The 19,535-nt window shown below is 46.6% G+C and carries 16 protein-coding genes; 15 read left to right on the forward strand and 1 reads right to left on the reverse strand.

All coding sequences use genetic code 11. The features are described from left to right. Nucleotides 1–3: 3 nt before the first annotated feature. From J2Z28_RS25780 to J2Z28_RS25800, 5 genes are all read left to right on the forward strand, one after another. On the forward strand, nucleotides 4–1,212 hold the full coding sequence (locus tag J2Z28_RS25780; RefSeq protein ID WP_211084896.1) for a HEAT repeat domain-containing protein: 1,209 nt from the start codon (nucleotides 4–6) through the stop codon (nucleotides 1,210–1,212). A gap of 22 nt (nucleotides 1,213–1,234) precedes the next feature. Then, nucleotides 1,235–2,635: a glycosyltransferase family 2 protein gene (locus J2Z28_RS25785; protein WP_174806433.1), complete on the forward strand. Its 1,401-nt coding sequence runs from the start codon at nucleotides 1,235–1,237 to the stop codon at nucleotides 2,633–2,635. Between the two features lie 237 nt (nucleotides 2,636–2,872). After that, nucleotides 2,873–3,676 carry a response regulator transcription factor gene (locus tag J2Z28_RS25790; protein ID WP_036674925.1) on the forward strand — a complete coding sequence of 268 codons (804 nt, stop codon included), beginning with the start codon at nucleotides 2,873–2,875 and terminating at the stop codon, nucleotides 3,674–3,676. Between the two features lie 154 nt (nucleotides 3,677–3,830). Next, a complete protein-coding gene (locus J2Z28_RS25795) occupies nucleotides 3,831–5,198 on the forward strand; it encodes a nucleotide sugar dehydrogenase (RefSeq protein WP_211084898.1) in 1,368 nt (455 codons plus the stop codon). Nucleotides 5,199–5,206: 8 nt separating this feature from the next. Continuing rightward, on the forward strand, nucleotides 5,207–6,130 hold the full coding sequence (locus J2Z28_RS25800; RefSeq protein WP_211084900.1) for a hypothetical protein: 924 nt from the start codon (nucleotides 5,207–5,209) through the stop codon (nucleotides 6,128–6,130). A 258-nt stretch (nucleotides 6,131–6,388) separates the two neighbouring features. Here the strand turns inward: J2Z28_RS25800 and J2Z28_RS25805 are convergent, their stop codons facing one another. Beyond that, a complete protein-coding gene (locus J2Z28_RS25805) occupies nucleotides 6,389–7,261 on the reverse strand; it encodes a helix-turn-helix transcriptional regulator (RefSeq protein ID WP_211084902.1) in 873 nt (290 codons plus the stop codon). Between the two features lie 736 nt (nucleotides 7,262–7,997). Here J2Z28_RS25805 and J2Z28_RS25810 point away from each other — a divergent pair. The 10 genes from J2Z28_RS25810 (at nucleotide 7,998) to J2Z28_RS25855 (ending at nucleotide 19,420) form a co-directional block, all read left to right on the forward strand. Continuing rightward, nucleotides 7,998–9,182, forward strand: a complete 1,185-nt coding sequence (locus J2Z28_RS25810) for an LLM class flavin-dependent oxidoreductase (protein ID WP_211084915.1) — start codon at nucleotides 7,998–8,000, stop codon at nucleotides 9,180–9,182. A 214-nt stretch (nucleotides 9,183–9,396) separates the two neighbouring features. Continuing rightward, on the forward strand, nucleotides 9,397–10,671 hold the full coding sequence (locus tag J2Z28_RS25815) for an ABC transporter substrate-binding protein (protein WP_211084904.1): 1,275 nt from the start codon (nucleotides 9,397–9,399) through the stop codon (nucleotides 10,669–10,671). A gap of 3 nt (nucleotides 10,672–10,674) precedes the next feature. After that, entirely contained in the window at nucleotides 10,675–11,547 is an 873-nt protein-coding gene (locus J2Z28_RS25820; RefSeq protein ID WP_127545502.1) for a carbohydrate ABC transporter permease, read from the forward strand. 49 nt (nucleotides 11,548–11,596) lie between these two features. Further along, nucleotides 11,597–12,412, forward strand: coding sequence for a carbohydrate ABC transporter permease (locus J2Z28_RS25825; protein WP_036674932.1), 816 nt, complete (start codon nucleotides 11,597–11,599; stop codon nucleotides 12,410–12,412). A gap of 113 nt (nucleotides 12,413–12,525) precedes the next feature. Continuing rightward, complete coding sequence (locus J2Z28_RS25830) at nucleotides 12,526–13,743, forward strand: MFS transporter (protein WP_017687489.1); 1,218 nt, start codon at nucleotides 12,526–12,528, stop codon at nucleotides 13,741–13,743. A gap of 278 nt (nucleotides 13,744–14,021) precedes the next feature. After that, complete coding sequence (locus J2Z28_RS25835; RefSeq protein WP_244988536.1) at nucleotides 14,022–14,915, forward strand: cell wall hydrolase; 894 nt, start codon at nucleotides 14,022–14,024, stop codon at nucleotides 14,913–14,915. A 603-nt stretch (nucleotides 14,916–15,518) separates the two neighbouring features. Then, nucleotides 15,519–15,866: a hypothetical protein gene (locus J2Z28_RS25840; protein WP_211084905.1), complete on the forward strand. Its 348-nt coding sequence runs from the start codon at nucleotides 15,519–15,521 to the stop codon at nucleotides 15,864–15,866. 11 nt (nucleotides 15,867–15,877) lie between these two features. Next, nucleotides 15,878–17,182: a Tle-like phospholipase domain-containing protein gene (locus tag J2Z28_RS25845; RefSeq protein WP_211084907.1), complete on the forward strand. Its 1,305-nt coding sequence runs from the start codon at nucleotides 15,878–15,880 to the stop codon at nucleotides 17,180–17,182. 100 nt (nucleotides 17,183–17,282) lie between these two features. Next, nucleotides 17,283–18,500 carry an S-layer homology domain-containing protein gene (locus tag J2Z28_RS25850; RefSeq protein ID WP_415841492.1) on the forward strand — a complete coding sequence of 406 codons (1,218 nt, stop codon included), beginning with the start codon at nucleotides 17,283–17,285 and terminating at the stop codon, nucleotides 18,498–18,500. An 11-nt stretch (nucleotides 18,501–18,511) separates the two neighbouring features. Continuing rightward, complete coding sequence (locus tag J2Z28_RS25855; RefSeq protein WP_211084911.1) at nucleotides 18,512–19,420, forward strand: preprotein translocase subunit SecD family protein; 909 nt, start codon at nucleotides 18,512–18,514, stop codon at nucleotides 19,418–19,420. The last annotated feature ends 115 nt before the right edge of the window (nucleotides 19,421–19,535 follow it).

Here is a 19,535-nt window from a genome sequence, read left to right on the forward strand (position 1 = left end):
CACATGTTTCCAAGTTTGGCTTTGGCCTATCTGTTTTTGTACATCTGTATCGCACTTGTTGTTGTAGGCGTCATCGTATTGTTTGCCATGAAAATGTCCCACAATGGCAAACGACGCAAGACGGCGTTCTATGAATTGAAGCAGCGTGACTACTTCACCTATCTGCAAACGGCTTTAACCGAGAATAGTCCGCTCAGACTGCCACCAGGCAAGCTGGCTCCGCTGGAACGCAGAGTCATTCAGGACAGGCTGATTGAATGGATCGACCAGTTCAAGGGTGAATATCGCGACAAATTAATTGTACTGTGTCGTGAAGCAGGATTCGTAGAGCATGATCTGAAGGAACTGGGTCGTCTGCGTTACGGTCGCCAGATTGATGCGGCTTATCGCTTGGGTGGCATGCGTTGTCCCGAAGCCGTTCCGGGTTTGATGGAATTGCTGAAGGATGAGAAGCCGGGCCCAATGGCCATTATGATTGGTCGTTCTATCTCCAGATGTACGACTCGACAAGGTGAACTGAAAGACATGCTGGCGTTGCTATTAACCAAAGGCAATTCAATTCACCACCTGGCAGCAGACATTCTACTTGAAACGAGTCTGGATACGAGCAGAATTCTAATCGAATTGCTGGAAGACCGGAATCCTGATTTTGTCAAAGTCGGACTGGTTGCGATGTGGGGGCAAGCTGTACCTGAAGTGATGCCTGCACTCGACAGACTCGTAGGCGCAGAACATCAGGATGTACGTGCCGAAGCGGTGAAGCTGTATCTTAGCGCAAGTCCGGCACTCCGGGATGAGACCATTCTGAAGCTGATCCAGGACCCCGATCCGGAAGTTCGCGCCGAAGTGGTACAAGCGCTCGGTTCGAAGCATGCATCTGGCAGTATTCCATTGCTGCGTAAAGCGCTGCGGGATGAGGACTGGAGAGTTCGATATAACAGTGCGGAGAGTCTGAGCAAGCTCGGCGAGCCGGGATTCGAAGCACTGTGTCAGGCTGCGGTGCAAGGTACAGTTGCTGAACGCGAGATTGCGATGCAGCAGATTGAGAGTACCATGCAGCACACGAGAACCGATGACAGAGCTGTAGAGCAGATGATTGCACATAACAAAAAAAGACTGCTGTACGATCGCTATTTTGGCCCTGTACGAGAGAACAGAACCAGCAAGAAACGTACAGGTGTCGCTACGGTAGGAGGGGATTACACTGCTTAGGGATCTACTATTAATCTACGGCATGGTCGCAATCTACTATGTTGTTTTTGTAAATACGCTCTACTTTTCCATTCTGGCCTTATCGTTCCGTAACATCTGGACGATCTTCCGGCGGTCGCATTATTCCAAATACAATACATTGTCAGGCTCGGAACTGGTACCTTCGGTTTCTCTGCTGGTACCGGCATACAACGAGGAACTGACGATTATTGAAAATGTGAACTGCCTGATGACGCTGAATTATCCAACGTATGAAGTCATTGTTGTGAATGATGGCTCCAGTGATGCGACACTGAATATCCTGTTGGAAGAATATCGTCTGAAGCCAGTACCCAATACGAAGATTCGGGGCAAGATCGCCTGTCAGAAAATTCGTGGGATCTACCATAACCCGGAGTTCCCGGATCTGTATGTCATTGATAAGGAAAACGGCGGTAAGGCCGATTCCCTCAATGCCGGGATCAACCTGTCCCATTATCCGTTGATCTCTTCCATCGATGCCGATTCTTTGCTGGAGAAGGATGCCCTGATCCGCATGGCACGCATGTATATGGAGAATCCGGAAGAGACAGTAGCTATCGGTGGAGATGTAAGGATCGCCAATGGCTGCAAAATTGAAAACGGGGCGGTGCAAGATGTATCGCTGCCACGAAAAATCTGGCCCATGTTCCAGTCCATTGAATATCTCAAAGCCTTCCTGGGCGGACGGATTGGCTGGAGTCACATGAACGGTCTGATCATTGTCTCCGGTGCCTTCGGTATGTTCCGTAAGGACGCTGTTATCGCCGTAGGTGGATACCGGGATGGTTATCCTGGGGAAGACATGAACATCATCATCAAACTTCACCGTTACATGCTGGAAAACAAATTGAAGTACCGCATTGCCTTCTGTCCTGAGGCCGTATGTTGGACGCAGGCACCGGATTCCTACCGGATCTTGTCCAGTCAGCGTAAGCGCTGGGGCCGCGGGAATCTGAAGAACATGATCGAGAATCGTGGCATGTTGTTCAATCCAAAATATAAGGTTATGGGTATGGTGACCATGCCATATAACGTCCTTTTTGAAGCGCTCAACCCGTATTTCCGGATTACCGGACTTCTGGCTCTCGCTGGATATGTCCTTCTGGATATGACGCAATGGCCGATTCTGGTTCTGTTCGGACTACTGAACTTTGTGAGTGGTTATCTGCTGAGTGTAGGCGCACTTGTCCTGGAGGAGATTGCTTTCAAACGTTACAACAAACTCTCCGATCTGGTCAAAATGCTGGTCTACTCCGCGCTAAAATTCGTGGGCTACCATCAGCTCGGCGTACTGTGGAGATTGCAGGGACATGTGCAGTTCATGCAAAACAACAACTCATGGGGTACCATGACACGTCAAAGCTGGTCCGAGGATGAGAAGAAAACAAGCGAAGCCGCTTAAGTACAGAATAATCAAAGCAATTATATGTCCAACTAGACATTTACACGATAACGGAGAGGGCAGAAAAAGCCTGAAGAAGCGAAGCGTGCACCTTTATCCCCGGATTTCCCCTTGTATAAAGGAATCAAAAAATCTGGGGATAACAGTGATCGAAAGGCTGTTCTGTCATCGGAGTGTCAGTGTAAATAATATTTTTTGGACTTATATAGATAATCGAGGAGAAGGGTGGAAAAGAACATGCCAAATACGGCGACATTGCAGCGTGAGGCTGCCGTTAATGTGTACCGAAGTGTAGAACAGGGATTGAAGGAAACGGGTGCCGAAACATGCGGCTTAATGTTCATCCATTGTGCAGGAAACTCTCAACCTGAGCAGCAGGTCAGGACACATCTGGAGCAAACGAGTGAGTCTGCCTTCCAGGTCTGGAAGGATGGGGCTACCCAGGCGATTGCCGTCCTGCTGCCAGGGTTGTCACTGGATGAAGTTCATTATGAAGGACTTCGGATCAAACATGAGCTGCAAGAGACTGTACCCGGTGCCGATCCACAGATTACACTGGCCAGTTTCCCGGAAGGGGAGCGCCCTTCGAAGGCAACTATTCAGCATATGGCTGAGTCCTCGAAGCTCGTAGATTCGTCGGAAATTCATATCTACACGCTGGACAATACGGCGGACGAGCCGGAACGCATTTTGATTGTGGACAACGATCCTACGGTACGCGAATTCCTGCAATTGCGGTTGAAGATGCAGGGATACGAAACCTATGAAGCCGTAGATGGACTGGCTGCACTGGAGTTAATCGAGAAAGTCACACCTGACCTGGTGCTCACCGAGTTGAATCTGTATGGCATCGACGGTCTGCCGTTCATCCATCATATCCAGAACCTGGAGATGGAGCAGCCACCCAAAATTGTCGTGTTGACCGAGCAACGTGTCGAGCAGACGATCAGTCAATGCTTCCGCAGCGGAGTGGATGATTACATGACCAAACCGTTCTCACCTGTAGAGTTGGATGCCCGAATCAGACGCTGCCTGCACTAGAAGACGGCTTGGAACAGCTGATTGTGTGAAGTGCAAAGTAAGAACTTTTTTTACACTATGAATCAGATAGATTAGAGCAACATTTAGAGCACAGACACTCATCTATTTATATGGATTTTAAGCACCACCAAATACACTGCCCGGAGGGAATATCATGGAGAATCAACAATTCCACACATTACTGAATGCGATTGAAAATAAAGAAGCTGTACTCGGCGTCGTCGGGCTCGGTTACGTAGGACTTCCACTTGCCGTGGAAATGGTCAATCAAGGTTTCACGGTAATCGGAATTGATCTGGATGCGTCCAAAGTAGAAAGTATCTATCAAGGAGATTCCTATATTCACGATATTTCGTCCGATGAGTTGAAAAAAGTAATGCAAAGCGGCCGTTTCCAGCCAACGACAGATTACAGCATGCTGCGCGTAATCGACGCACTTAGTATCTGCGTACCGACACCGCTTAGTGAGAATCAGGACCCGGATACGTCTTACATCGAGACCGTTGTGGATCAGATTAAACTGCACATGAAACCAGGCATGCTGATTACGCTGGAGAGCACCACGTATCCAGGTACAACCGAAGAACTGATCCAGCAGCAGCTGGACAAGATCGGACAAGAAGCAGGTAAAGACTATTTCCTCTGCTTCTCACCTGAGCGTGTGGACCCGTCGAACGGACGTTTCACAACATTTAATACGCCGAAAGTAATCGGGGGCACGACGGAAGCCTGCCTGAAACTCGGAACAGCATTATATAGCAAGTATGTAGAAACCGTAGTACCGGTATCTTCACCAAAAGTGGCTGAGATGTCCAAACTGCTGGAGAACACCTTCCGCAGCGTGAACATTGCCTTTGTAAATGAAATGGCGATGATGTGCGACCGCATGGGTATCGATATCTGGGAAGTTATTGACGCGGCAGCAACGAAACCATTTGGTTTCATGCCATTCTATCCAGGCCCAGGCATCGGTGGACACTGCATCCCGCTTGATCCGATGTACCTGTCATGGAAGGCCAAAGGCTTCCGTTTCTATAGCAAATTCATTGAGCTGGCGCAATCCACCAATGACAACATGCCATATTATGTGTTGAACAAAACGTCAACGATTCTGAACGAATACGCTAAATCCGTACGTAAATCCAATATTCTGCTCCTTGGCATGTCGTACAAGCCTAATATTGCCGACCTGCGTGAATCACCAGGACTGGAAGTATATGAACTGTTTAAGGAAAGTGGAGCTAACGTTAGCTACTACGATCCACACGCGGATTCCTTCCATGATAAGCATGGGGAGACCGTACACAGCGAAGCGTTCAATCTGGAACAGTTCAAGAAGTACGATTGCATCGTGCTGATCACCAACCACAGCGATTTGCCTTACTTTGATATTGCCGAGCTGGGTGTACCGATTCTGGATACACGTAATGCGTTCCGTTCGTACACACATCCGCATATCTACAAGATTGGTCACTCGGTACAGCATCCTGTGCTTGAGCCAAGTGAAGCGTTGCTCGTCTGAGAAAATATATGAGGCAACGGGGCAAGCTGGTGGGTATGGCGAAATGGGCTATTCTGGCTGTAGTGTTGTGCCTGCTGCTTCTGTCCTGGATGTTCAAATGGTTCTCGGCAGAGGAACACAAAGCGACCTGGCTGTGGGACGCGTCCATTATTGCAGAGCAGACACCTGAGATTATTGCTTTCTCCAAAGAACAGGGCGTGGATACCATCTTCCTGCAAATCCAGGATGAGGTGCCTGACGCAACATATCGCAAATTCATTGCGGCTGCCCGGCAGGCTGAGATTGAAGTGCATGGACTTAATGGTCATGCAGACTGGGCCTATGAGGAGAAGCGGGATGAAGGGCTTGCTTTTATCGAGCGAGTACGAGCATACAATGCAGCTTCGGCCAAGAATGAACGCTTCGAAGGCATTCAACTGGATGTGGAACCGTATCAGCTGAAGCGCTGGGAGAACGAGGAGAGCAGCGTCATTGCAGAGTGGCAGAACAACATGAAGGCCTGGACGAAAGCCGGCGAGGATGCCGGACTGTACATGAGCGCTGCCATTCCGTTCTGGCTTGATGCCCGCCAGTCGGCTGAAGGTGAGGGTACATTCAGTCGCTGGGTGATCTCCCACTTCGATGCGGTGGCCATTATGGCTTACCGGGATAGTGGGCAGCAGATGTATGATCTGTCCAAGGAAGAACTGGACGAAGCGGATGATCTCGGCAAGAAAGTCTGGATCGGAGCGGAACTCGCGGATACACACGAGGGGGATCACCTGACCTTTTTCCGTAAACCGGTTAGCAATATGAATGAAGAGATGGCAAAGGTGTTTGATCTCGGTACCTCTCATTCTTCTTTTGCAGGTGTGGCTGTGCATCATTATGAAGCATGGTATGCGAAAGAGAACGGTATTCCGCTTGCGCGCAAGAATGAGGAGAAGGAATAGCGATACATCAACGTAAAAAGTTCCTAGTTTCGAGTACGTGCGTCAAGACTATAGTATAGAAAGAAGGCAAGTCCCGGGTAGATGGGGCTTGCCTTTTTTGGTGGTGGATTTCAAATGGGTTTTGCAGCACTATGCTGTGAAGGATATGAAACCCAGGAGTCCATTTTAATTTGGTAAAGGCGACAATCTTACACAATCGTACATAAGGCGTGGTGCATGAGGCATGGATTATAGGCTGGGGAGCGAAAGGTCGCTCCCTCATTCTTTCGTGCTCTCCGCTGTGCGATAGCGATTGGGCGGCAAACCGACTTGCTTTTTGAACGCTTTGGAGAAGGAGAACAAGTCCGGGTAACCTACGGAATGAGCCACTTCGGTTAAGTTTAGCGAAGTTTGCACGAGCAGACGTTTGGCCTGATTCATTTTCAATTGCTGGATATATTGCACAGGGGACAGACCATAGGCTTTGCGGAACTGTTTGGCAAAATGGGTTCGATCCACACCCGCATGAGCGGACACACCTTCCACGGAGATGCCGCCTGCAAAATGAATGTCCATGTATTCCTTGCCTTTCTGGAGCCAAGGTGTGGCTGAATCCGGTTGCAATCCTTTGGTTGCGGGGGACCGGGCAATTCGGTCGAATAGAGTTAGAAACCGGGTGAGTCGTCCCAGATCGCTCGCTCCGTCCTGCGGTTTGCGAACATCCTCCATGAATGAGCGCATGGCACTTGCAGTCTCCGGTGTCAGTACACCTGAACGGTACGGAGAGTCGGGTGTAAGTCCAATTCGGGAAAGCAGTTCGGCTGAGTATGCACCATCAAATGCAATAAATATTTTCTGCAACGTGTCCTCCGGGTCTGTCCAGTACTCATGCGTAACATGTGGAAACAGACAGAATGCATCCCTGGCTCGAAGGGCATGATGCTGTCCGTCCTGTATGAATGTACCTTCCCCCTCCAGTACAAACAGCAAATAATAATAAGGCGTAGTACGCGGGCCAATATGATAGTTGGTTTTGGCTATATTACGGCCAATGCGAATCGGCCAGGCGCCACCAGCTTTCTCGAATTCAGATGGAGTGAAGAAAATAAGTTCCAAAAACTCATGGTGGTCCTCCTTCATGCTTTCGGTCATCAGGAACACCTCTTTATTATATAAGTATCGTTTGTACATTCTAAAAGCTTCGCTTATAGATGTAGTTCAAAAAGTCCACTTTTGATTACGAATCATGCCTAGTGGCATCATCGACATCGAAGCTGAAATTCAGCGGAAATAAGCGGGAGGCTTACGAAGTATGTTTCCTTTGGAAACATTGTGGTTGCTCACGTAGTTTTCCTACGCTCCACTACTCCATTTCTAGCTTCATTCCATCTTCTCGGTACTGAAAACCAGACTTTTTGAACATGTATTTAAACCTATTATACAGGTGGGTTTTATATATATTCAAGATCAGGAAGACCTAAATCTGAGAAAAGACCACAAAATGACAAAATAAAATTGCCGCGAAATGACATTGCTCACAGACAAATCAATTGTTATGATGTCCATACCTATTAAACCAAGTTAATTAATCGGCATTTGGACACCTACTTTGAAAATGAGTTAGAAATTAGGCACACTTTAAAATAAGTTTTAAACGAGTGCAAACGTAGTGGAGGGGACGAAATCGATTCTGAAGAAACGTAGTGTTCACCTTTATCATTGAAATTTAACCTTTAAAAAGGAGAATCAAAAAAAATTCAAGGATAACAGTGATCGTAAGAACGATTCGTAACCGGAACGGACAAGTTGCAGAACAGTGATCTTATTTTTAACATGAGACTTTATTTATTCATAGAAGGGATTGACTTTTGTGAGCGAACAGGAAGAAATGAAGTTTGGATGGTTTTTGCCTACAGCAGGGGATGGTAAGTATGTAGGGGTTGCCCCGGAGCGGGAGCCAAGTTTGGATTATCTGATCGATGTGGCACAGACGGCGGAGAAGGCAGGATTCGAATTTGTACTGATTCCAACTGGGGGAGCCTGTCTGGACGCATGGGTGGTTGGCTCGGCTGTGATGAGTCACACGAAGACATTGCGTCCCCTTGTCGCCATTCGCCCGGGATTGGTTACGCCCGTACTCGCTGCACGAATGGGAGCGGCACTGGATCAGCTATCGGGTGGTCGCGCTATGATCAATGTAGTGACAGGCAGTTCTGTTCGCGATCTGGAGGAACTCGGCGATCCACTGGCACATGCGCATGATGAACGGTATGTGCGGGCGAGCGAGTATATGGAAGTCATGAAGCGTTCATGGACCCAATCGACGGGACTGAATCTGACGGAGTTTGCTGGAAATGGTTCAAAATCTGGTGCAGATGCACCCAGTGATCCCAATCCTGAATTCAACGGCCAGTATTACAACTTCAAAGGACCGGTAGGCATGCCGGAGACGGTGCAAAATCCGCATCCACCATTCTATCTGGGAGGAAGTTCTCCGATTGCCAAGAAGGTCGCTGTTGAACATGCGGATACGTTCCTTATGTGGGGCGAGCCTCATGACTGGATTCAGGAGCAGATTGAAGAGATTGAGGTCATCCGTCAGCAGGTGAAAGAGGAGACAGGACAAGATCGTCAGCTCCGTTACGGCATGCGTGCTCAGGTACTCATTCGGGATACCGAAGAAGAAGCATGGGCAGCGGCTTGGGAGATTATTAGCAAAGTACCACCAGAAGCGATCGAGAAGGCCAAAGCCGCTTTTGCCGAGACGGATGCAACCAACCAACGCAGACAGAACGAGTTACGGGAACTGTCCGAGAAGCAGCAGTTTGTCGTAGGTCCTAACCTATGGACAGGCTTGTCCGTTGTGCGTTCCGGCGGTGCGATCCTTATTGTAGGTACAGCCGAACAGGTCGCAGAACGTTTGATGGAGTATGGAGATCTCGGCGTTACGACTTTCATTCTGTCCGGTTACCCGCATCTGGAAGAAGCCGAAATCTTCGGACGTACCGTGATGCCGATCATTCGTGAGAAATGGAAAACAAGACAGAAGCAGCATCAAGTTACTACTAACTAAGTAAGTTTAACTAATCTTTTTATACGAAAACGGAGAGGACAGAAATAACGTGAAGAAGCGAAGCGTTCGCCTTTATCCCCGGATTTTTCCTTTTATAAAAAGGAATCAAATAAATCTGGGGATAACAGCGATCGGAAGGTTATTCTGTCATCGGAGTGGTCAGTATAAACATTCTTTAGTTAAAATATCAAGCATCCTCAGGAGGTCGTCTTTCATGAAAAAAAACAAAAAATTGATCCTGCCGCTTGTCAGTATGCTGGTGATGTCCATCCTGCTGTCAGCTTGCGGCGGTGGGGATAACGCGTCATCTGGAGAGAACGGCTCCTCGGGTTCAGGCAAAGTTACGATTAGCTTCATGCACTGGCGTGGAGAAGATGTGGAAGCACTGAACAAAACCATTGACGCTTTTGAGACAGCTAATCCGAACATTAAAGTGGAGATGCAGACACTGCCCTCCGATCAATATCAGTCCACCGTACAATCCAAAATCAGTGACGGTTCGGTAGGGGATGTATTTGCCTCCTTCCCGGGTGCACAGTTCGAAGCTTTCACCAAAGCCGGCTTGTTCACGGACCTGACCGGATCATCGTTTCTGTCGGCCTACAATTCAAAGCTGATTGAATCAGGACAGCACGATGGCAAGCAATATGCGATCCCGTATCAACTCGTATATAACGATCCAATCTATAACGTAAAACTGTTTGAACAATACGGATTAACGCCACCGACCGATTGGGAAGGCTTCCTGGCACTTTGCCAGAAGCTTAAAGACAATGGCATCATTCCGATTGCCTTTGCCGGAGCGGACATTGGCCCAGGGCAATTCATGAATACGATGGTGATGAACAATGCACCGAGTGACGACATTTTTACCAAAGTAGAAGCTGGCGAAGCCAAACTGACGGATGAGTTTTGGTTGAAAACGTTGACTCAAATCAAGGAATTGAACGATAAAGGTTACTTCCAGCAGGATGCACTGGGTACGAAAGACCCTGCGGCTGGCGCACTGTTTATTCAAGAGAAAGCAGCCATGCTGGCGAGCGGATCATATCAATTGGCTCAGAACAAGCAGCAGAATCCGAACCTGGAGCAAAAACTGCTTGCACCGATTACAGTAAGTGCAGATCAAGCGAAGTATGAAGGAGTGCATACTACTACGTTCATGCTCGCGGTGAACAGCAAGTCAAAACATCCGGAAGAAGCGAAGAAGTTCCTCGAATTCCTTAGCAATCCCGATGTAGCGAGTGACTATGCCAACCAAACGGGACAAAATGTAACGGTGAATGATGTGAAGTACGATACGCCTGAGCTTCAGGTAGCCGGAGAATGGGCAACCAAAAAGACCGTGTTCCAGCCACGGTTCACCATCTTGAACGGAGATAATCAAAAAGCAGTAACCAACTCCATCCAGGCTGTACTGAGCGGCACTTCTCCAGAAGAAGCAGCACAGCAGGCACAAGCGATCATTGATCAGCATATCGGGAAATAAACGATGAAAAACCGTCTTCAGCTATCCCTATTTCTGATCCCCGGGTTGCTGCTGTACGTTGGATTGTTCGTATTTCCTACATTGACGGGGCTTTTCTATTCCTTTACGGACTGGGATGGGGTATCCCCGTCGTATGCATTTGTAGGGCTGGATAATTACAAGGACAGTCTCAGCAGCATCGTATTCCGCAAAGCCTTTGGCAACAACGTGGAGTTCATGTTAACGGTTGTTATTGCACAAACCTTTATTTCACTTGTCCTGGCTCTGCTCTTGGTACGTAATACCAAGACACGCATTGTGCTTCGGGCATTGTATTTCCTGCCTGCGATTCTGTCCTCCGTATCGGTTGGATTGATTTGGGCATTTATGTATGATCCATCCATTGGATTGATCAACTATGGGTTAAATGAAGCGGGGATGAGCGGCATCGCTCGTAACTGGATTGGTGATCCGAAGATCGCCATCTATTCCATCGCTGCAGTACAGGTATGGGCACATGCCGGACAGATGATGATTGTATTCATCGCAGGTCTGCAAGGCATTCCGGCAGAACTGTATGAAGCGGCTCGTATGGACGGCGGCAGCAAATGGCAGGTATTCCGTACCGTGACTTGGCCACTTCTGGCACCTTCGGCAACGATTGTTGTGGCCTATACGACGATTCAGTCGTTCAAGGCATTTGACCTCATTTTCACAATGACGGACGGAGGCCCGAACTACGCAACTGAAATTTTGACAACATATATTTATCATACCGCCTTTGGCAGCTATTCATTTGGTCTGGCTTCTGCCGGTTCCATGATCTTCCTGGTGTTGCTGGCGCTCTTGACGCTGTTGCAGTTCAAGGCACTGCGTGCCGACCGGGTAAGTTATTGAGGTTGATGTTGGAGCATTCATCCTATAATCGAGGCAGAAGGGAGTTCACATGTTTTTAAAATGGTTCAATCGCCTGATCTTATTGGTGTACGCGCTGCTGATTCTGGTGCCGCTTTACTTTGTATTTGTATCCTCGTTCAAAACAAGCAGCAACTTCTTCACCAGTCCATTCAGCTGGCCGGACCCGTTTACATGGGATAACATCACTGGCATGTTCCGCAATCAGCCGATGTGGCAATATTTCGGGAACAGTCTGGTCGTGACGCTTGGTACGGTTGCAATTGAGTTGTTGCTGAGCAGCATGATTGCTTACGCCATTGTCCGCTGGGGCGGCAGTGTAGGCAAAATTGTATTTGCTCTGTTCGTAGCAGGGTTGATCGTTCCATCCCAGGTGAGTATGCTGCCGATCTATTCCCTTACGCGTACCCTCGGCTGGTCGGACAGTCTCACGGGCCTGATTGTCGTATCCGCGGCTATGCTGATGCCTGTCTCAGTATTTATGCTGACAGGTTTCATGCGCATGCTCAATTCGGAGATTCTGGAAGCGGGCAGTATGGATGGGGCCAGCGAATGGAGACTCTATACGCGGATTGCACTGCCACTGGCTGCACCTTCGCTGGCGGCAACGGCTACGTTCCTGCTCGTCATGGTCTGGAATGACTTGCTTATTCCGATGCTGATGCTCAGCAGTAAGTCCAAGCTCACTTTACCGCTCGCACTTATGCAGTTCCGCGGGGAATACGTGACGAACTATCCGATGATGCTTACGGGTGTGCTGGTAACGGCTATTCCGATGATTGCGTTGTTCCTTCTACTCCAGCGTTACTTTGTAGCAGGTCTGACAGCGGGTTCACTCAAGGGGTGAGGTATCGCAGAAATCGGAAGGAAAAGCTTATTTTGCATTGATTTCTGAAGCATTCTGCATAATAATGATTTAGTGTCAGAATGACTACATAGAGATCAAGGGAGCTATAAGTGATGAGCAAACTGGAAGTATTGCGGAATCCCAAGCAGCGCAAGCTGCTGTTCAGTGCCGGCATGAGCTGGCTGTTTGATGCGATGGAAGTTGGTATGATCTCCTTTATCGTGGCTGCACTCGCCAAGGAATGGAGTCTCAGTCCCGGACAAGTCGGTGTGCTTACGAGTATTAACTCCATCGGTATGGCATTAGGTGCTTTGCTTGCAGGTGCACTTGCGGACCGTTTTGGACGGAAGGCCATTCTGATGTGGACCTTGTTAATCTTTACGATTGCAAGCGGTCTGTCTGCACTGGCGACCGGATTCGCCGTATTGTGTGCACTGCGCCTGGTTGCGGGTATCGGACTTGGCGGAGAGTTGCCCGTTGCATCCACACTGGTATCGGAGTCGATGCCTACAGCGGAACGGGGACGTGCCGTTGTATTATTGGAAAGTTTCTGGGCAGGGGGCTGGATTGTATCAGCACTCATTGCGAACTTTGTCATCCCGGAGTACGGATGGAGAATTGCCTTTGCCATTGGTGCGCTTCCGGCGTTCTACGCACTGTATCTGCGTCGTGCGATTCAGGACCCGCCGCGGTACAAGAATCATACCAAGCTTCATAAAATCACGTTCCGCGAGAAAGTGGCTACCGTCTGGTCAGCACCACATCGCCGTACAACGTTGATGCTCTGGATTTTGTGGTTTACCGTCATTTTCTCTTATTATGGTATGTTCCTGTGGTTGCCTTCGGTTGTGATGGCAAAAGGCTTCACAATGGTTAAAAGTTTCCAATACGTGCTGATCATGACGATCGCACAGTTGCCAGGTTACTTCACCGCCGCGTACTTCATTGAACGTTACGGGCGCAAGTTCGTACTTGTTGTGTATCTTACCTTGACTGCATTCAGTGCGATTGCGTTTGGACTGGCAACAACGGAAGCGACAATCCTGACCGCAGGAATCTGTCTTTCCTTCTTCAATCTGGGAGCCTGGGGTGGTCTGTATGCCTACAGCCCGGAATTGTATCCGACTTCCGTTCGTTCGACAGGTGTTGGACTTGCCACATCGGTTGGCCGAATCGGTGGCGTACTTGCTCCATTAATGGTCGGTATGCTGGTTCAGCGCGAAGTGGCAATCAGCCTGATTTTCACGATTTTCTTCGTGACAATCCTCATTGGCGCAGCAGCTGTACTGTTCTGGGGCCGGGAAACGAAGGGTCAGGAACTGGCCGAGTAATTGTCAATAAATACAACGCAACTTTTGTACGGGTCTGCCTGCCTACGGAAATAACGGGTTGGACAAGCGGTATATGGTTGATAGAAGAAGGGGTATGACCATGGTGTGACCATGGGCTCATGCCTCTTTTTGTTATGTTCAGCGTCGTTTTTTCACTGCGTCATCGGTCCGATAGACTTCATTTTTTCTATATCCTATAATGACACTCGGGATGTCCAACCGTGAGGATTCAGGAGGAAGATGTGGGATCTGGATTCAGAAAAGTGGAGGTTAATGGAATGATGAAGAATAATATTGGAATGGATCAACCGAATGAAATCAATGAAAAGAATATGATAAGTGAATTAGATAGCGTGAGTGAGATGAAAGAGATGAAGGTGGGAGTGGGAAGCAATATGAACAGTAATGAACGGACTACAGTTGATAGCACGAATGAGGGGCTGGATCAATTAACGTTTGCTGACAACATGGAACCTATCACTGTCAGTCGGAAAGTCACTCATGGGAAGGGGAACATGGCTGGCAAAAGAGCAGGGCGGGTCAGCATGCTTCTCGGTGCCTGCGCATTGACGCTGGGATTGACCGTGGCAGCTCCTTCTGCGGGAGCACAGAAGCTGGAACAGGGCGTTCGTAGCGAACATGTGCTGCAATTGCAGGAGCAATTAAGCGATCTGGGCTACTTCGATGCTGGAATGACTGGATATTACGGTACCATCACCAAAGGTGCTGTACGCAAGTTCCAACAGGCGCAGGGACTAAGTGCAGATGGAGTTGCAGGTCCGGCGACACTGAACAGGCTGAATAAAAAGGCTAAAGCCGAAGGCGAGACGTTACGCCAGTTGGCGAAGCTGATCCATGGTGAAGCGCGCGGAGAATCTTTTGAAGGGCAAGTCGCTGTAGGAGCGGTTGTGTTGAATCGGGTACATTCGAGTGAATTCCCGTCGTCTATTTCGAAGGTTATTTTCCAGAAAGGGCAATTCACGGCTATAGATGATGGGCAGTTTAATACCAAGCCAACCCAGACTTCTTACAGGGCTGCTCGCAAGGCATTGAATGGCGCTGATCCGACGAACGGAGCGCTCTATTATTACAATCCGAAGATTGCCACGTCGGTGTGGAGTAAGAGCAGGCCGACGCTGCTGACCATCGGGCAGCATGATTTTACGAGATAGGATAAGTTGGTGGAGAATTAAATTCGTAGACAGTAATTGGATACCATAGTATAACCCCGGTGGGTACTGCGAGGTGCAGGCTTCATCGGGGTTAATTTAAATTTGTATAACTTATAAGACTATAACTATAGTTTTACCCTGAATCGAAAGTTAATGATGGTGCTAATAAGTCTAGACCTGTTGTTGTAGCCAAATCCCATGCTTGATTCGAAGGATTCAGCAATCATACCTTATACCTACCTCTTTTGAGAGTTTAGTGGTAAAATATTCTTACTATTTCCAAATATGATTGTTTTCTTTGAACCTATTAGACTAGATGAAATGGCTCTTGTATTGAATAGTAACGTACATAATTAGGAATAAAAGTGATTATTTGAATGGAGAAATTGTTATTAAATTATTAATTCTATTAGCAGGAGTATCTATTGTAGGTTCCAAGTATGTAACGTGTCCGAGGTGGTAGTCTACAGCAAAGACCATAAAGTAATATACAGTCTAGAATTAGTCCGACGCACTGGAGGGAACTACATTCAAATTAGAATTTCTAGTAATATTCATGTTTCACCCAGGAAAGCAGGAGCGAATTGAAAGTGAGGGAAGATTATGTACCGAATGGTGATGATCATCTTGGCTGCTATGTTGGTACTAATATTAGGGGGCTGTGCAGGTGTGAATGAGAAAAAAATAAAGGATCAAGAAATTATAAATCGGTCAGAAGCAATGGCAATTGAATATCTGAAGAATACCTATAAATTAGATGTAACGATAACACAAAAAAAAATTCTACCTAAAATGGCGATGAGTCGTGTCACTATCTATGGATATGTAACAGGACATGAAGATCAAACTTTTAGTGTTTATATAAACTATGAAACAAATAAACAAGAATCTTTCGGATATAGTAAACAACTAAAGAAGGCTCTTAATGAAAAAGGATATAATATTCAATAATATAGGATGTGATGAACATAGAACGCTTATCTAGTGAAATGATTACAGATCAAAATTACAAGGTAATGTCGCAATATTCATATGATGAAGTAGAAGTCGGACAAGAATTCACAGATATTCCTGGCTGGGAAGTGCTAGATCAGAAACATAATGTATCTGGTATGGATGCTGTTACATTCTACAATCCCGAGACGAAGCAAGCAGTAATTGCATTTCGAGGAACAGAAGGGGACGCAATTCCGGCAAGATCTGTTCCAGATTTTAGAACGGATGCTTTACATATTGGTTTCCCCGAAATCGGTGCAACCATAGAACGTGCAATAGATTGGAAACCGAAGTTCTGGAAAGATTTCTCACGTGGGGTTGAAGATGGGTCAGGCATTACAAAATTAAATGATTGGGTTGGCGATGTCAAAAAGACGGTAGATAAAAATGTGGGGAGCTTTAATCAACTCTATGAGGCAGAAAGCTATGTCAAGAGCATGACAGACCAACATAAAGACTTACAGTTTTCCCTAACGGGTCATTCTTTGGGAGGTGCTAATGCTCAATATGCAGCGGTATACACTGGATTAAATGCCGTTACTTTTAGCGCTCCTACAGTCGTAGCATCGCTTACTCCCGAGATGAGAAGGAAAGCAGAGGAGGGGGTATTTGATGGACAAGTGACTAACTTTATACATCCTGGAGATGGCATTGCAAGTGGTTTTTTTGGAGGTTATGAGCGGCATGTGGGGGCCACGTTTCTTATTGATTCTAACTATGCAGATGGAAATGAAAACTATGGCATTAACGTTTGGGCCAAGGTAGTGGATACGTTTTTTGAGGATGGTCCTAAATATCACGATATGAAGCACTATAGCTTCGATCAAGATGGATATATTGATAATTCTCTTTATGATGAAGTTACTGGAGAACGAGTAAATTTCTCTCCGCGAAAGCCTTCGGAGCATAATATACTTGATCACGCGCGCGAAGCATGGGACACATTGACCAAAGGATTCAAATCGGTGGCCAACGTGGTTGGTGGATACTCCGCAGGGACCATAGAGCTAACTCCTGAGGAATTGCAAGAGACTGCGGACAAATGGAGACGACAAGCTCAGGATATGAGTCGTACCTTTGAACGGATTCAACGGAACTTTTTCGAGTATACCGAGAGCAGCCATAGTCAGCGACTTGTACCCATCGTGTGGGATCTTCAAATGAGTATTAAGCAGCTGGATGAATGGCACCTGGAGCATACGTCGGAACTGGTGGACTACATTAATCAGAAGGCAGAAGATTTTATACAAGCAGATTCCGGAGCACAGTGAAAATTTACATAGTAGCAAACCGTGTAAAGAAACAAAGGCTTCACAAAGAAAATGCAGAAACTAGAAAGACCAAACCAAACTAAATCTAACTAATCGGAGAGTGGAAAAGTTGAAAAAAATAATGTTACCCATAATGAGTGCTGTAGTAGTCATATCGACATTGATTTCTTCCCAGGCTTCTGCCGCAACAACAACCTTCAAAGATGTACAAGCTAATCACTGGGCAAAGTCTGCTATTGAATCTGCGGTTTCCAAGGGATACTTCAAAGGATACGGTAATGGATTGTTCAAGCCCAATGCTTCGGTAACAAGAGCAGAATTTGCATCCCTAATTTCACGAGTAGCCAAAGACATGACACATCCGGAAGATGCCCAGACTGATTCATTCAAGGATCTGAAGGGACACTGGAGTAAAGCTGAGGTGGATCGGGCGGTTACTTTGGGGTTCATTAATACCAAAGACTATCCAAACGGATTTAAACCAAGTACTCCGATTACTCGCGAGGAAATGGCTAAATGGTTGAGTTCCGGATTGGTTGCTTCCAGTGATGAGTATAAAACAGCATTTGCTGAAACGAAAGGAACGTTACTTCCAGTCAAAGAGTCGTTTAAACCAGGAATCGCGCAAGACAAAATTCCTTACCTCGCGCTTGCAATGGGAACCAACCTGATGAACGGCTTTCCAGACGGATCGTTTGGAATGGATAAGACGACCACTCGTGCTGAATCTTCTGCTATTTTACTAAGACTCGAAAATGTGCTGAAAAAAGAAGCAACAAGCTTTGATGATTTGAATGAATTACGTATGGTAGGTACGGAAAAATCCAACATTGAGTTAGTTTCTAATTTAACAACGGGAAACACGTCCATTGCGGATATCTCAGGTAAGAGAAAAACGTTCAGGAACGGATCTGGCAGCCTTGTGTTTCATCGTTTAATTGGGGTGAATATTAGCGATTGGAACAAGAAAAAAAGTATCTATGCACCTTTATTCGTAGATGACTTAGATAAATCATTTTACAAAAACAGAAATGTATTCCCTGTGTTCTCGGAGCTAACTATCTATCCAAAAGCTAAAGATTTTAGCATCTCACATTATTCGAATGGTGTGATCGACATGACTGGTGGTTCGCGTATTGATAATGGTTTAGACGCTAAATTTGGTTATCAAATTCTACCGAATTTAGAAAGTGCTAAATTTTTCGCGAAATATAAAAATGGTATTAAGTTGTGGGTGGTCAACTACATCAGTCTTGATAATCCGAATAATCAATTCAATATGGATGATGGATCGTTTGCAGTCATTAAAAAGAAATGAGTGAAAAACGTATGAGAAAGATTCCGGCTATTATTTCATTTCTACTAGCCTTAGTAATAATGCTTAGTATATTCCCGATGCTGGCTGATGCTAATTTCAGTAATGGCTATCCAGATAAAGACATCGAAGTTACGCCATCGGGACTAGCAAAAGGAAAACAGACGATTAAAGTTAAAGTTACAGGAACAGCAACGCCACGTCCGAAAACAGTCTGGACTCAGGGAGATTATGACATATGGCAAGCCACACGTAATGAGGGTGATAGAGTTGAAACCCAAACATTTAGCAGTGGCGATAATGCCTTGCCGATGGAAAAAGCCGTGAAGGATAAAATAAATACTACCAACTATGTTCCAGCTTCTTTGCAAGATGAGGCGGGAAATAGATTTCAGAAAGTATTCGTTAAATCAGTTGGAATTGATGACATCAGTTATGTGGATGTTGCAACCTACACGCCAGTTGGTGCTAAACCTGATTTCGAGAAAGGAAAATTGTTCGCCATCATTGAAACGAAAACTGGATATCCAAACAAAGTTACTGAAAAACGACAATATGGCATACGTCAAGACGGAGATAAGAAGTTCCAAGCAGATTATGAAACGCCTTTAAAAATTGACTATTCCGGTTACGTAAACGAAACAAAAGAGATCCGAGTACGAGAAGACATGCAGCTGCAAGTTGACGATGTAAAATCATTGGTTGCAGAGATCCGAACTAAGGCATACAACCAAGAAGAATTCGGTAACTGGGTGAATGTCTCCAAACGTGCTGAACAAATCGAATGGAGTTCTAACCAAAAAGAAGTAGTTTACGTAGAAAAATTAACAGGGCAAATTGTTGCTAAAACGTCGGAACGGCAATCATCACGGCAAAATGGAAAAATTCCAAAGATGGACCGTATCACATTTATGAAAATGTAACGATTACAGTTGGCGACACGCCACCACCCGAAATTCCGGAAACGCCAGATGCGGCATGTGCAGAGTCACCTGTCGGAGAAATGACAGGGGAGAGAATGGACCCTAATGCAAGCGC

It is taken from the genome of Paenibacillus xylanexedens (genome assembly GCF_017874615.1).
In the GTDB taxonomy this organism is placed as follows: Bacteria; Bacillota; Bacilli; order Paenibacillales; family Paenibacillaceae; genus Paenibacillus; species Paenibacillus xylanexedens.